This is a genomic window from Microcoleus pseudofavosus SVA1_A4 (assembly GCF_036700565.1).
Taxonomy (GTDB): domain Bacteria; phylum Cyanobacteriota; class Cyanobacteriia; order Cyanobacteriales; family Microcoleaceae; genus Microcoleus.
This window is the reverse complement of record NZ_JAUBPE010000045.1, coordinates 1-15245: the sequence shown is the minus strand read 5'-3', so window position 1 is coordinate 15245 and position 15245 is coordinate 1. Positions and strand designations below refer to the sequence as shown.

Below are 15245 nucleotides of genomic sequence, written 5' to 3'. Positions count from 1 at the left end.
CCGTGTCCTGACTGTGGGTAATATTAATTCCCATGCCACCGGATTTAATATTCTGCGTCTAAGACTGTCAAATTGGGGAAGAAGCAAGAATTTTTTTCTCCTTTAATTGCTGGTGAAGTTGCAATTCACTTGACTCAAGTTCCTCGTGTTTTTCATCCTGCACCTGTTTGTCAATTTTGGGCAACTTTAAAATTGCCCCAGCTAAAACCCAATAATACACGGACACTGGATCTACATCCAGCGGATAGTATTGAGTATTGATCGTAATAAATGCAACAAACACCCAAAAACTAGCTCCGTAACTCCGCAAACTTTTGTCTTTCACAGAGCGGTAAGCTCTAAAAGTTAGAAAAGCCAAGTGTAAAACCATGATTTGAAAAGCAATCATTCCCGGATAACCGAGTTCGTAGATTAACTTAGGTTGAAAAGTCTCAATTAGCTGCGTGGCACCAAATATCCGCGTTGAATTGGTCGCTCGCCCCACACCTCTACCCAGAGGTCTGTCAATGATAAAATTGTTGCTTTGTTCGATCTGGTTCAAAAGAAATAGCTGGGGCGGTGCAGCATTCCAGCGGCTAACAAAACTCTCCCACCGCTGCTCGATAATTCCCGGGTTAATTGCTGCACCGACAAACAGCAGAATCGCCAGTCCTGCACCGACGGGAATAAATCGTTTTAAATTAACTAATTGACCGGTGAGAACTAGCAGGATGGCAGTGGCAACTGGAACCATAACTAAAGCAGCTCTTTGACCGGAAATAACTGCATTGGCAAATACTAATGCCATGCCAAATAAACCGATAACTCGCCACCAGAATGAAGGGTCGCAAAAAGCAGAGGCAAAGGTTAAAAAAGCATTAGAAATTAAAAACCACGCCCACTGCCAAGGGGCTACAAAAGTTCCCGGCAAGCGGACAAACTTGACTTCTGGACTGAATACCAAAGAACCGCCGACAAAACATCTAGCTTGCAGCGTTGCTTTATATAATTCTTCTCCAGTCATTCCTCGGGTGCCCGCACACTTTCCACTTTGCAGCAACAGGTACTGAATCAAACCGAGAAGGCAGCAAACGATCGCCAAAACGATGTGCATTCGACTAAAAAATACCAAATCCTTCTTTGTGCGGAGCAGATAATAGGTACAAGCCATCAGCGGTATGTAACCTATCAATACTTTTAAGCCGAGAATTCCTTGCAGAATTGGTTTGTCGCCCTTCATAGGGTTGAGCTGCATCTCCCCGTTGACAAAAATTAAAGTCAGCATTGCCATCATCAACAGGATACTGAAGGTAGAAAGCATTTGTTTGGGAATGAACAGGGGCAACTGTTTCTTTTTGCAGCTTTGAATTAGGGCGATGAGAGCTGGTATGTAGAAAGCATCTTTGGCTACTTGAAATGCAGCATTCCCGCCGCCAATTGCGTAGGTAATTGTACCGCTGAAAGGCAGGTAAATTAGAAAAGCCCACAAAGCTTGACGGGGGTATTTGTAGGAAAGCAGCAAGATGGCTGCGGCTGCGCCTCCTGCTATAGCAATCTTAGCGCGGGCTACGAACAGCAGGGGGATGCTGATAGCAGCGCTGACTAAGCAGCTTATGGCGATCGCCTGCACCAATTCATTTCGTTTTTCTGAAGTTTTGCGTTTTTGTGCGGCTAGTTCTTTTTTGCTGAGCGCTGTTGTTTTTTCGCTGTGCTTGCGTTTGGATTTCTTTGATTTGCGCTTGGTTTTCAACATAAATTCTAAAAGGCACTTATGTAGAAGGCTAAAGGCTAGATATGTAAAAGGTAGAATTCAGAATGAATAGAAGCAAAAATATTTCGACAGATGTGGTGACTTATTCTTCAAGTCAAGAGCGAGAAAAAAACTCGATCGAGATTGTGGGTGGACGCGGGCACAAATTACACTCACGACCTTGTAGAATATAACGGCTGCATCTATAATATACAAATCTCGAAAAAATAATTTTAATCGAGGGGTGAAAGTGAATATGAAATTAACAAAATTTGTATCGATCGGCTTAGCCCTTTTTTTAGGAGCAAGCGCGAGCATATTATCTAGCAGCAGTACAGCATTAGCGGCCGAAAAAGTTGTCCTCACATTTGGCCCGATCAGAGAAACCATCAATATCACCGACTTAGAAGACTTTGCTAAAGATGGCACGACGACCCCAACCCTCCAACAAATTATCCGGTTTTCCAAAATGGACGCGCAAATATTGCGGGGGTTCATGGGTCTAGAAATCGGTTTAAAGCCTGCTAATCTGGCCAGGGTAGTTTACAGCACCCCGGGAGAGAAAATCACTGACGAAATCGGTCAAGCAATTCGGACTCAGCGCCGCACAGAAAGCGGGAAAGCTCTGCGGGCGGCGATGATGCTGGCGGCCGGGGATGACGGTAAGGTATCGCTGCTGGAAATCCTGAAAAAGTATCCTCTAGCGGAGGTTTACGTAGATGTTGCCAGCATTAGCGCCGCTGTTGGGAAAGTTCAGAGTTTAGCCGGAAATATGCAAAGCCTGCTTCAGGATGTGATGCGATCGACAACTGGCACAACTGAAACAACTCGCACCGAAAGTCCGATCGAACCTCGCCGCAGCGTGCAGCCAACAACTCCGCCTCCAGCGCCGCGCCGCCCCGCCCCCTTGCCAGCACCCGCACCGCAGCCTGTGATGCCGGTTAGAGGGCTTTGGTAAAAAAATCATAAATGTGTCCTAAAGGCGGGTTGAAGCGGCTGTTGTGGCATTCTGCAGACAATTTTGAGACCCAACCCGCCCCCGCCCTACCCCTATCCCAACCGCCAAGAGGGTTAGGACTATTTTGAAAACTCCCAAAGCAATCAATTTTTCTTAAGCAATTTTTTGAGCAACTTAGGAACCTCCGAAGGTCGAGCCGCCACAGGTATGCCCGCCTCTTCAAAAGCCGCCATTTTGTTTGGGGCCGTAACTCCAAAGGCTTTCTGGGCAGCAGCGCGAGAACTGATCAGGATGCCGGCGTGGCCCAAAGACGGCCCCTTGGGAGCGTAGCGGCCGGCCAGATAAGCAACTACGGGTTTGTCGATCGCCGAGGCGATGTAAGAAGCAGCAGCTTGTTCGCTCCATCCGTCAACTTCCCCCACCAAAACCATCGCTTCTGTACTGTCGTCTTCGTCCAAAATTTGCAGCCACTGCATAAAAGAAGAACCGACAATCGCGTCGCAGCCAATACAAACTGCCATCGACTGTCCCAACCCGGCCTCAGTCAGTTCTAGGGCAACTTCGTAAGTCAAAGTGCTGCTGCGGCTGATCACCCCCACCGGGCCGGGAGTGTAAAATTCCTTGGGGTGAGTTCCCAGCAGCAGTTTGTCGGGCACAATTATTCCCGGACCGTTAGGCCCGATCACCAAAGTTTCGGTAGCTTCTGCTTTTCTGACTAAGCGCACCATATCCAGAGGAGGCACTCCCCCAGTGACGATCGCGATTTGCCGAATTCCTCCCGCGATCGCTTCTAGAGCCGCATCCAGCACCGAGTAAGCGTCTACAAAAATTACCGCAGTGTCAACGTGACCCACTGCCGCCACTGCTTGTTCTACCAAATCAAAAATCGGAATTCCCTCCATTTCCAGCCCACCCCGACCGGGACTGACACCGGCGACTACATTTGTGCCGTATGCTTTCATCATCAGGGCGGCGCGGGTTGACGCGGGAGATTCTGTAATGCCCTGTACAAGGACTTTGCTTTCAGGAGTTAAATTCATTTTTTCCCACTTGACACTCGATCTGTAAAAAGCAGAAGGCCTTCATCTGTAGAGAAATCTCGTTTTTTGCCGATCGACTGCCGCTGCTGCTACTTGGCGGAGGATACAGAAGCGGCCGCAGCCTCATCCAAAGTGCTAGCTAGCTGCACCGGCAACTGTCCCAAACGCTTTTTAACAGCATCAGCATCGATCTCTACCAGGCGCAGCACAACTTGGATGTGGCGGTTGGCGCGAGCTTTCCGTTCCAAATACCCGGCTACTGCGGCCGTGATTTCCTCGCTCTTGGAGGCGCTGCCCAAAATATTTACAAGTATCACCTTAACGCTTTTATCCTGAGCGACTAACTCCAGACCCAACTCCGCGCGATCGCGCAGGGCATTTGCTGCATCGTAGCGGTCTAGGGAACCCATATTCACAAAATTAGCTGGTTTTCCTCCTTGGTGGGTTACAGCATCCAGAGTTGCCATTGTCAGGCCGACTCCGTTGCACAAAATCCCGATATTCCCGTCTAGTTCGATTAATTGCAGGGATTCGGAATTCGAGATTGGGGATTGAGATTTAGGGTCAAACTCCGGCGAGTGCTGAACCTTCGAGTGGGAATGGGGGCGATCGCCAGGGGCATGGGGACTTCTCCTTTCCCCTGCCAACCCGCTGCTTTGCCTCTTGCCCGAGAGTGCGGCCAAGTCTGGATGTCGCCCCAAGGCATTGTCGTTGGCGGTCACTTTACCGTCTAAAGCCATTACCTCTCCCGTCGGACTGATGCCGAGAGGATTGATTTCTACTAAATCTAAATCTTTTTCAACAAACAGCCGGTACATTTTCTCCACAATGGTGCTCACCGATTGAATCAAGTCTCCCTGCAATCCCATTTTCAGCGTCAGACGCCTCGCGTAGAATGGGGAAAATTCCTGGTCTACGGCAACTTGCTGCATTTGATCGATCGACCCTTCGACATCCATACCTCCTTGTCTCGATCCCAGAAGTACCGGGCGTCGCGCTACGGGGTCTAGGAGTACCGCTAAGTACAATTCTTGGTCGGCGTTGTACTTTGCTTCTGCCAGCAGGACTTGGGGATATTCATCCTCGATCGGCAAATTAAAAATTGTTTGGGCGGCAGCTACTGCATCGATCGTATTTTCCACAAACTTGATGCCGCCCGCCCGGCCCCGTCCCCCTGCCCGCACTTGCGACTTGAGTACAACTGGGTAGGGAATTTTCAGTCCTTTGAGGTCGGCGGGATTGTCAATCCGCTGCGACGGCAAAATCGGAATTGCCATCTGGCGAAATAAAGATTTAGCTTGGTACTCTAACAAATCCATTATCAATTACGGGTGACGGGTAGTTGGCAACAAGCAATTTGTAATTGGCAATTCATAATTAATAGATACTAATTGGTTTTTTGTCAAGTTAAAAGTTAAAAATTATGGATTTTATCTTTTAATTTTCCACTTTTGTATTGCCGATTACTTATTCGCTATTACCTATTACCTAAGCTGTTTTGGAGTGTTTTTTCCGAAAACTGCCAAATTTTACAGGCGGCTGTGGCGGGGACACATTTGGTCATCATTGGTGGTTGTTTTGTCTTCGGAAATCTTCGGAATTTTGGCAATACTGTTCGGAGATATTTCTGCTAATTGTCAATTGATGCTAGCAGTGCCTTGATGGACGGTTTTGACCCATTTGAGCCGCTTGGGCCGCAGAGAAATCCGAGCCGTTACAGTCCCTACCAGCAGCCAGTGGAACATATACACAGTACCCCGCAGCGTTTGCAGCAAGGTGATAAAAACTCTTTTAACGTCAAATTTGGTCTCTTTGCGAGTGCGGCGCAAACCGACAAACATTCCCACCACCGACAAAGTAAGGGTCATAAAAGTTAGGGGACTGGCGATCGGCATCCGGCGCAGCGCAATTGACATCAAAAAGTCGGGTAGCGCTACTGTGGGCAAGAAATATTGAGATACCCAAAATCCAAATAAATCCCAAGTTTTCCCAGTTCCCATGCGGTTGCGAACAATTAGCCGCCAGTAGTCAAGATAACGCTGATAGCCGCCTTCTGCCCAGCGATTGCGCTGGTGCCACAGGGCCCGAGCGTTAGTGACTCCTTCTTCTGACACGGCGGGGAAAGCGAGAAATTCAATGTCCCAGCGGTCTAGGTGCAGCCTCACCGTCAAATCCAGGTCGTCGGTAATCGTTTCCTCGTTCCAGCCGCCGCAGCGTTCCAAGGCGGTGCGGCGCATGAATTGGCCGTTACCGCGCAATTCTCCAATGCCGCCGATCGCAATCCGCTGCTGTTGGAAAAAACTGTCGAGGGCCATTTCTGCTTCTTGGCCGCGAGTCCACAAATTTACCGAAGCATTGGCGATCGCTTTTCTGACTTGCACAGCCCCTACCTGTTCTCGATCGAACACCGGCAGCACCCGGCGCAGCAAGTCCGGCGTTACCGTCGCGTCGGCGTCAAATATTCCCACAAATTCCCCGCGAGTCAGCGGCAAAACTTGATTCAGGGCTCCAGACTTGCCGCCGCTAGCATTTGCTCCTCTGCGAAATACTTTGAGCTGCGGGTACTGTTTGGTTAGCTGTTCCAATATTAGGGGCGTGCTGTCGCTGCTGCGATCGTCGATCGCCCAAACTTCGTAGCGGTCGATCGGATAGTCTAAATTGCAGATTGATTGTACGAATCGGGCAATCACCGCTTCCTCATTTTTCGCCGCCACCAGCAGCGAGACGTAGGGCCAATCTTCTCGACTTTCATCGGCCAGAGGCGGCAGTGCGGGTTTGGGCGAAGCAAACAAAACTCGAAATGCTTGCATCCACAGCAGTACCGTCAACCCCCACACTACCCACGCACCCCAAGAAATCAAGTGCAGGGCGATCGTGCCGCCCCAAATCGCAGTCAGCACTACGGCCGCTTTTCCCCGGCGTCCCCGGTACAGATTTTGAGGAAAAGAGGGAACTCCCGGCACAGATACCGCAACTGGGAGCTCTGCTTTTGTTTCCGCGTCAAACACCCTGTCGCCCATGTCTGGTATGGCAAATATTTTGCTTACCTTCGAGTTCGAGGTTAAACTCTTGAGCTCTTCTTGAGCTAAATCAGCGATGTCCAAGTTAAGCTCGCTGCGAGCGTCGTTTTCTGGCCAAGAACTCTCCTGCATAGGTTACTTGATTCAACCACCAATAGTTTTTGATTTTAGAGATAAGTATTTACTGTACCAGTTTCTGGCCTTTTGTCGAAAGCAGACGGGAGGACAAGCAGTGGGCTCGCTGCTTGTACAACCCGGGTAAACGGGCATTGCATAGAGTATTTGGGATGACTTTTGCTTGCGCGAGACCAGGAATATCTGCTAATTTTTTTACAGGAACTCAACTAACTGCTAGTAATTGTCAGGATGTGGAAATATGTCTCTTCCTCAACTGAAGCCAGCCGACGACAAAGAAGTGAAAGTCTACGCGCCTTTCTGTCAAGAGCCCAGGCGCAAGTTTTTGCCGCACGCTATTGGCCTCTACAAGCTCAAAAGTTTGGAGGGGGCAAGAAAAATTGACGGCGGCGACGATGTACCGTTTGTCGCTAGTTGGAATATCTCGTCGCTGCCGATCGATTTGACCCGCTGTCGGGTTTTGTTTGACGGCAATGCTGAACTTAGCTACGAAGTGACTATGCAAAGCTCTGAGTTTGTCAGTTGCTTAATTGAGGTACTCCTGACTTTTCAGCGGACTCGTACCGTCGATTTTTCTAAAACGTTTTACCGCAAGCTGATGCGCATGGATGATTAACTTTCACCGCACCCGCGCTGCCGAAAGTCCGCAATTGACTGGCGCTATAACTGGCGCACCAATCATGTAACGCCACCGCGGCGACATTACATGATTGGTGCGCCAGTCCTATTTGAGAAGCGGAAATAGTAACTGAGTTATTGGATCGTTCTCCAGAATCCCTTTGGGGGTCAGCACTTATCTCCACCGCTTGCAGCAAATCTACAGCAGTTTTCAGTTGAGTGCGATACAGATGCGATCGCGCCTTCCGATTTCGTTCAACTTTTGCGGTTCGGTAGCTGAGAGGAAAACGCAGTAGGCCCGGCCAACGAAACTCAATCTACAGCCCTTGAACTCCGATCGGGCTGGCATCGCAATCAGCCCGAACAGGGGGCGAAATGCCAGCCCACTCTACCAGACAATTTATGTGTTTAGAAGCTAGCATCCCGCTCCTAAACAGCTTGTAGCTCCCAGTGCAAGATATCAGTTTGAACAACAGAGCGATCGCACTAATAATTAATAACTAATAATACATATCCATTTTCACTTGTATGCAAAACAGATTAGGACACAGGCCCTTCTGTCTCCCTACCGAATACCTTTATTTTACCAATATAAACTGCTTGGTGTAAATCCCACTAAAAAAAAGCTTTTGCAGGCATAATATCCCGGACTTCTACCCGCGTTACTTTCATTTTCGACTGCTCGGTAGCACTGTGTAATTACGCAACACGATCATTTTTGTATGAATGTAAAAAAAATGAATAAAATTCCGATCGAGAAATAGTTCTCAAAAACCGCCGCTAAAAAAAACACTCTGAAAAAACGGCTTAAAAAAAAACTTGAAAAAAATGCCAAGAAAAGGGTTGCGAACAGGTGAATAAAAGTTGCCCGCAAAAAATACCTCTGCGCAAAAGCGACAAAATCGAGTATAATAATATTGCGAAATTGAGTCGCAGTGCAGAAATACTGTTGAATAAACTAAATTTATTGAAATAGACAGGTGCAAATTGAGGAGTGAAGGCGTACCCAAATTGACTAAATATTTGCTGATCGGTTCCACAAAAGCTTACAGCGGCAAGTCCGCGATCGCCCTGGGGATGGCACTCGGACTCCGGGCAAAAGGACTGGCCGTCGCCTACGGCAAACCTCTGGGAACCTGTTTCAGCTCGCCAGGAGCTGGGATCGAGGACGAAGACGTGCGGTTCGCAGTAGAGACGCTGAATCTCTCAGAAAGTCAGATGCCGTCAACACTGCTGTATTTGGACGAAGAGACGGTTCACAAGCGTTTGCGGGGAGAAGACAAGACAGATTACCGCCAGTCTTTAGCGCAATATTTGCAAGCTCCCAACGGAGACTTGGTGCTGTTAGAAGGCCCCGCTAATTTGGAGGAAGGCAGTCTGTTTGATTTGTCTTTGCCTCAAGTCGCTGGGGCAGTTGATGCCTCTGTGCTGCTGGTAGCGCGCCCGATCGATATGTATGTAGACGATTTGCTGTCGGCTAAGCGGCGTTTGGGTTCGCGGTTGCTGGGCGTCGTGCTCAACGACGTGCCCTCCGACAAACTCGAATCCGTAACGGCGACTGTGCGGCCTTTTCTGGAGGCTGCGGGCATTCCAGTTTTGGGAATGCTGCCGAGAAGCGCTTTGCTGCGCAGTGTCAGCGTCAAAGAATTGGTGCACCAATTGAAAGCTGATGTGCTCTGCCGTAAAGACCGTTTGGACTTGATGGTGGAAACCTTGACAATTGGCGCGATGAATGTTAGCTCTGCTCTTAAGTATTTCCGCAAAGCGAGAAATATGGCGGTGGTGACGGGGGGCGATCGCACCGACATTCAGCTAGCGGCTCTGGAAAGCTCGACTCAGTGCTTAATTTTGACAGGCCACTTGCCTCCTTCTCCCCTGGTGATCGGCAGGGCAGAAGAAATGGAAATTCCAGTTTTGTCTGTTGATTTGGATACCTTAACGACGGTAGAAATTATCGACAGCACCTTTGGCAGCGTGCGCCTGCACGAACCGATCAAGGTGGAATGCGTTACTCAGCTAATGGCAGAACATTTTGACCTTGAGGGTATGATGGCATCCTTGGGCCTGGGCGATCGAGTCCCTTAAGAAGGCAGCCGGAGCTGAGGGAAGAAGGTATTGGGCAGTGGGCATTCGGCAGAGAGAATTTTTTGTTTAAATAAATAAAAAGCCAAAATTCTTAAATTCTCAATTTTTCTTGAATTCTACCTTGAGTTCCGGCTGCCGAATGCCTTCAGACATTCTGCCTTCTGGCTTCCTCAAATCTCCCCATCCTCTCGTCAAATCTCGTAAATCAGCAATTCTTAACTTCTTTTTGGCGGCAATGGCTAGTGAGTCTGCTAAAATCCACAACGTAGTTTTATTTAATTTAATAAATTCTTTGAGTCAATCAATTGAGTTACCCAGAGTAGATGATTTTTTACAAGAACTTGCGGCGATCCAGCAAACCAGCTCCAAGCGGATTGCTCTTTTGGGTTCTCGCCACGTTCCTATTACCCACCAGCAGCTAATTGAGATGCTGAGCTACGCCATAGTTCTGGGAGGCAATCAGCTCATCACTTCTGGCGCTACAGGCACCAATTCAGCCGCGATTCGGGGGGCAATGCGAGCAGATCCTAATCTGCTGACAGTGATTTTGCCGCAAAGCATGAGTCGCCAGCCTCGGGAGTCTCGCGACCAACTCGAACAAGTGATACATTTGGTAGAAAATCCCAAAAATGATAGCTTGTCTCTCCCGGAAGCAAGCGCCATGTGCAATCAGGAGATTATTTCTCGCTGCCAGCAACTGATCTGTTTTGCTTTTCACGAAAGCCACACTTTGCTGAAAACTTGCCAGGATGCGGAGGAACAGCGCAAGGTGGTTACTCTGTTCTATTTTGATTGAACTGCGAGGCGGATGATGCTGTTGGGATTGCCTGTGTCGGTTATTCTGCTTGATTGTATTGCTGCTGCTGCTGCGCTGGTTTATGCACCGTTTTTGGTGGTTGCCCTCGCCCGCTTGCAGCTAGGCTACGACCAAGCAGCGCCCCGCGCTATGTTTGAGAGGTTGCCGGCTTACGCTCAGCGGGCAACTTGGGCTCACCAAAATTCGTTTGAGACGTTTATGCTGTTTTCAGCGGCGGCTTTGATGGCTTTTGTGACGGGGGTAGATTCGGAAGCGGCGGGTTGGGCTGCGATCGCTTTTACGATCGCCCGGTTGTTGTTTTCGGTTTTCTATATTCTGAATGTGCCGCTGGGGCGATCGCTCATGTTTGCGATTAGTTCTTCTTGCACAGCTACTTTATTCTATTTCAGTTTAATAGCTGTTAACGGCTAATTTTCAGTAGTCATTGGTTATTGGTTATTGGTTATTGGTTATTGGTTATTGGTTATTGGTTAGTTGTTAATGCCCAATGCCCTGTTTTGCCAATGCCCAATGCCCAATGCCCAATGCCCAATGCCCAATGCCCCATTACCAATTACTAATTTATGGCTGCTAGTTATTCCTTTGATATTGTCAGCGATTTCGACCGGCAAGAATTAGTCAATGCTGTTGACCAAACAACGCGGGAAATTCAAAGCCGTTACGACTTGAAAGATACCAAAACCACTGTAGAATTGGGCGCAGAATCAATTACTGTCAATACGGACAGCGAATTTACTCTCGACGCGATTCACACTGTTTTGCAAACAAAAGCCGCCAAGCGCAATTTGTCTTTGAAAATTTTTGATTATGGGAAAATTGAAGCTGCTAGTGGTACTAGAGTACGCCAAGAAATCAAACTGAAAAAAGGGATTGACCAGGAAATTGCCAAGAAAATCACTAAATTAATTCGAGATGAGTTTAAAAAGATTCAAGGCTCGATTCAAGGTGATGCAGTGCGCGTTTCGGCTAAGGATAAAGATGATTTGCAGTTGGTAATTCAACGGTTGAAGCAAGAAGATTATCCGATGGCTTTGCAGTTTACCAATTACAGGTAAATTTTTGAAAGCTAACTATTGGATTCCCGGTTGTGCGATCGCATCTTTGAGCGCGATCGAACTTGCCTTGCGCTTGCTCGGATTCGGAAATCCTGCCTTGCTGCAAGCTGATGCGAATGCTGGTTATATATTTGCACCAAATCAACTTGTATATCGCTTTGGCAATAGACTTGAGTACAATCAATTTTCTCAGCGTTCTGAAAAAATTGATGCAGCAAAGCCTGAAGGTACTCTCAGAATTTTGACGCTCGGAGATTCAGTTCTCAACGGTAATAATACCACGGATCAGAAAGAAACTATTCCAGAATTGTTTGAAGCGCGTTTGTTGGGCATAAAAAAGCAAGTTGAGGTGCTAAATGCTTCTGCAGGTTCTTGGGGGATTGGCAATCAATTGGGATATATTCGCAAGTTTGGCACTTTTGAAAGCGATGCTGTGATTCTGCAAATTGGTACTCACGATTTGCTACAACCCACTAGCAGCAGCGCGGGGGTGGGAAATGACCCGCTGATGCCGAATCGCAAACCCTTATTGGCAATTCAAGAAGTGTTTCAAAGACACGTTATGCCCCGATTGTCAAGTATTTTTGTGTTTGATTCTCCGGCTGCGGGAGTGCCGGTGTCGGAGGAAGTCAGGTTTAGGGAAAATATGCAGCGATTTGAGCAAATAGTTGCTTTGGTGCGAGCTGAGAATATTCCGTTATTTGTGTTGTATACTTGCGATCGAGCGGATTTACTGCCCGTACCGAATCAGCCGAAGTTTAAATCCGAGTTTGTCGATCGGCTAAAAGCTTTGAAAATTCCAGTCGCAGACACTCACGCAGCCTGGTCAAAATTGCCGAAAACGAGGGTAGAAAGTTATTTTCGGGATGGCGTACACCCCACAGCCCCAGCTTATGAATCAATCGCAGATTTAGTGTTTCAGCAGTTGTGTACTGAGAAAAAATTAGCTGCTTGCTCATTAACTAATACCAACTCTCAAAAGTAGTGCGACACATATATTTTACGCGATCGTCTGTAAGGAAACGGTATTGCCCTTTCCCGAGCCGGATCGGCGAATTTCAATAATTGGTAGAAAATTTAATTGTGTAGCAATATCCGATCGAAATTGATATTAAATATCTAAACTCATGACAAAAATTTCTTGATGGTACCCGCCACGTGATTTATCCGTGAAATCAATCCAAAATCTAAAATATAAAATCCTCAAGCCCCCGAATTTGTCCGTGGGGTCAATCCAAAATCCAAAATCTAAAATCTAAAATCGAATGACTCTTTTAGTCTCAATTTTATCGGCACTTGCTGCAAGTTGGTCACACTTAACCGACGTAAATCCTGCGGTGCTGACTGCCGATGGAAAACCCGGTTTCTGCATCCACGACTATATTTTACGTTGTTTTAAATGGATCTATTTAGCTGCCGAAAGATGGGATGGACATCAGGATGTCTGTGATGGATGGCGGCGAAGCCACAAAATACGTCAAATATACCACCAAAGCCAATGCTACAGCTTTAATTGCTTTAACGGCGAGTGTTGTGGAAAAAGAAAGAGCGATTCCTCTTTCAGCAGGTTGTAAAGAACATATAATTTTTGCAACATTAACTAAACATTTAGGGGGAAAATATATTTATGAGGAAATGCAATCCCATAATGGTGATAATCTAACGAAAGCAGAAGCAACATCAGAAACATTTAAAGTAAGTAGGTCGGCGGGATTAAATTGAACTATGTAACTTTATGTAAACAGCATCTCCTAGTGCTGCTTTCTTGGCATTTTGATACTTGACGATCGTTTACATAGTTGCGTTTTGTTTTACAGCGCCGACCTAGTTAAGGCCCCATGAATGGATGATAAGCTTATCTAAAGCTGTGTTTGAAGCAAACACACAAAAAGTGATGAAAGTAATGCAGGAAATTCCTGAAACTGAACTATTTTTAATCAAAAGCCTGACTCAATTAACACGTCAATTTCAATTTGAGCAAATTCTTGATTTAATTGAACCTTTAATGGTTCATAATTGAGATTTGACAGTTTTGTAAAGCAAGTTGATACCTAAAAAATGCTCGCAAAAAAATATCTTTTTAACCTCTTAAATGGTCTCGGCTTAGAAATAAAAAATCCCCACTGGTGGCTTCAAGTTCTGATTATTTCCATTGTTTATCCTTTGATTTGTTGGTTTCTCCCGAATCATGAATTTTCCAGTCTTACGATTATCCCACCATATATTTCACCCGTTTGGCCCGGAACAGGATGGATGTTCGCTACTTTATTGGAGTGGGGTTATTCTCGTTGGTTAGGTATCTTTATGGGTCAATTTATTGCGACCTTAATCATGGCCTGGTCGATGTCCCAAAGTAGATGGAATACTATTTTCCTCCTCAATAGTATTAGTGTAACGATTTGGAATTTATTGGCAGTATTTGTGATTCGACGGTCAACTCGCACAAAATTTCCTTTTAATGAAGTCAATCATGTAGTAATTTTTATCGCCGTTAGTTTTTTGGGAGTTAGTTTACCCAACGCTTTGATCGGGGCTTGTTCATTTACTTATCAGAAACTTGTCCCCCTGTCTGACTTTCTAAAAACTTTCACAGGTTGGTGGATTGGTGATAGTATAGGTATCTTACTTTTTACACCTTTCTTGTTAATTTGTTTTAAAAAACAGAAATTTTATGCCCCGCAGTCTTGGCTTAGTGGAGAATTTCTGATTATTGCTATTATTTTGGGAATAGTCATTAAATTTGCCTTATTTGAGAGTCAACCTGTAGAATATTTACTTTTACCCCCTCTCTTATGGTCTGTTTTTCGTTTTAGTCAGAAAGTTACTACTATTTTAGTCACCGCCATTTGTAGTATGGCTTTTATCACTACGGCTTATAAAATTGGTATTTTTTATAAGGCGGCATTGGCTAGTAATTCCCTTTTGTTACTACTTTTATTTGTGGGGGTACTTTCCCTTACGACGATGGTGACATCTGCGATTGTTTCGGAAAATCGTCAAGCGGCTTTGAAATTACAACAAGCTAATGCGGAATTAGAAGAAAGAGTGATTCAGCGTACTATGGCTTTGCAGGAAAGTGAGAATATTTCCCGAGAGTTGGCAGTGAAAGCAGAAACCGCTAATCAAGCCAAAAGTACATTTATTGCCAATATGAGCCACGAATTGCGATCGCCCCTCAATGCTATTCTCGGCTTTTCGCAATTGATGGTACGCGCCACAAATATGCCCCCCGAACAATACGAGAATGCCGGAATTATCTATCGCAGCGGTGATTATCTATTAACGCTAATTAATAATGTACTCGATTTATCAAAAATCGAAGCAGGTAAAACCAACCTTAATCCTACAGACTTTGACCTACATATCTTGCTGAATGATTTAGAAGATATGTTGCATCTGCGGGCTAATAATGCCGGATTGAATTTGCTATTCCAGCGAACAGAAAATGTTCCGCGCTATATCTGTACCGATCAAGTAAAACTGCGTCAGGTTTTAATTAATTTACTCAGCAATGCCATCAAATTTACTTCCCAGGGTCAAATCACTTTGAATGTCTTTCTGGGAGAACAAGAAACCACAGATGTTTTTAATTTGCATTTCCGTATTCGCGATACTGGGGTGGGTATTGCAGCAGCAGAACTGCCAAAACTATTTGATGCCTTTAGTCAAGCTCAAGCTGGAAAATATCTGCAGGAAGGAACGGGTTTAGGTTGGGAGCGTGTCACTTTTGCGATGAGTATAAATACTCAGAAATACTAGGGCAGAGGTTTTGAGCTATTGTTGGGCAA

General features: G+C 46.2%; 14 protein-coding genes. 10 read left to right on the top strand and 4 right to left on the bottom strand.

Translation table 11 applies throughout. The features are described from left to right. Positions 1-67: 67 nt before the first annotated feature. The gene (hpsL, locus tag QUA02_RS19325; protein WP_333029962.1) at positions 68-1732 is read right to left on the bottom strand and encodes a hormogonium polysaccharide biosynthesis protein HpsL; all 1665 of its coding nucleotides are present in this window, start codon (positions 1730-1732) and stop codon (positions 68-70) included. 253 nt (positions 1733-1985) lie between these two features. On the opposite strand from hpsL, the gene QUA02_RS19320 reads away from it, so the two are divergent. Beyond that, positions 1986-2687 carry an alpha/beta hydrolase gene (locus tag QUA02_RS19320; RefSeq protein WP_333029961.1) on the top strand — a complete coding sequence of 234 codons (702 nt, stop codon included), beginning with the start codon at positions 1986-1988 and terminating at the stop codon, positions 2685-2687. Between the two features lie 143 nt (positions 2688-2830). On the opposite strand, the gene QUA02_RS19315 is transcribed toward QUA02_RS19320, so the two are convergent. The 3 genes from QUA02_RS19315 to QUA02_RS19305 form a co-directional block, all read right to left on the bottom strand. Beyond that, positions 2831-3727, bottom strand: coding sequence for a succinate--CoA ligase subunit alpha (locus tag QUA02_RS19315; protein WP_172192250.1), 897 nt, complete (start codon positions 3725-3727; stop codon positions 2831-2833). Positions 3728-3816: 89 nt separating this feature from the next. Next, complete coding sequence (locus QUA02_RS19310) at positions 3817-5046, bottom strand: ATP-grasp domain-containing protein (protein WP_333029959.1); 1230 nt, start codon at positions 5044-5046, stop codon at positions 3817-3819. 318 nt (positions 5047-5364) lie between these two features. Continuing rightward, positions 5365-6879 carry a glycosyltransferase family 2 protein gene (locus QUA02_RS19305; RefSeq protein WP_333029957.1) on the bottom strand — a complete coding sequence of 505 codons (1515 nt, stop codon included), beginning with the start codon at positions 6877-6879 and terminating at the stop codon, positions 5365-5367. 244 nt (positions 6880-7123) lie between these two features. Here QUA02_RS19305 and ebsA point away from each other — a divergent pair, with 244 nt between their 5' ends. From ebsA to QUA02_RS19260, 9 genes are all read left to right on the top strand, one after another. After that, entirely contained in the window at positions 7124-7498 is a 375-nt protein-coding gene (gene ebsA / locus QUA02_RS19300) for a type IV pilus biogenesis protein EbsA (RefSeq protein ID WP_333029956.1), read from the top strand. Between the two features lie 989 nt (positions 7499-8487). Further along, positions 8488-9585 carry a phosphotransacetylase family protein gene (locus QUA02_RS19295; protein WP_333029955.1) on the top strand — a complete coding sequence of 366 codons (1098 nt, stop codon included), beginning with the start codon at positions 8488-8490 and terminating at the stop codon, positions 9583-9585. Between the two features lie 292 nt (positions 9586-9877). Further along, entirely contained in the window at positions 9878-10381 is a 504-nt protein-coding gene (locus tag QUA02_RS19290) for a hypothetical protein (protein WP_039887610.1), read from the top strand. Positions 10382-10396: 15 nt separating this feature from the next. Continuing rightward, a complete protein-coding gene (locus QUA02_RS19285) occupies positions 10397-10813 on the top strand; it encodes an MAPEG family protein (protein ID WP_333030011.1) in 417 nt (138 codons plus the stop codon). A gap of 152 nt (positions 10814-10965) precedes the next feature. Beyond that, complete coding sequence (locus tag QUA02_RS19280) at positions 10966-11457, top strand: YajQ family cyclic di-GMP-binding protein (protein WP_333029954.1); 492 nt, start codon at positions 10966-10968, stop codon at positions 11455-11457. Between the two features lie 4 nt (positions 11458-11461). Continuing rightward, positions 11462-12442 carry an SGNH/GDSL hydrolase family protein gene (locus tag QUA02_RS19275; protein ID WP_333029953.1) on the top strand — a complete coding sequence of 327 codons (981 nt, stop codon included), beginning with the start codon at positions 11462-11464 and terminating at the stop codon, positions 12440-12442. Between the two features lie 455 nt (positions 12443-12897). Beyond that, on the top strand, positions 12898-13179 hold the full coding sequence (locus QUA02_RS19270) for a hypothetical protein (protein WP_333029951.1): 282 nt from the start codon (positions 12898-12900) through the stop codon (positions 13177-13179). A gap of 124 nt (positions 13180-13303) precedes the next feature. After that, positions 13304-13477: a hypothetical protein gene (locus tag QUA02_RS19265; protein WP_333112121.1), complete on the top strand. Its 174-nt coding sequence runs from the start codon at positions 13304-13306 to the stop codon at positions 13475-13477. Positions 13478-13515: 38 nt separating this feature from the next. After that, positions 13516-15216, top strand: a complete 1701-nt coding sequence (locus tag QUA02_RS19260; RefSeq protein ID WP_333029949.1) for an MASE1 domain-containing protein — start codon at positions 13516-13518, stop codon at positions 15214-15216. The last annotated feature ends 29 nt before the right edge of the window (positions 15217-15245 follow it).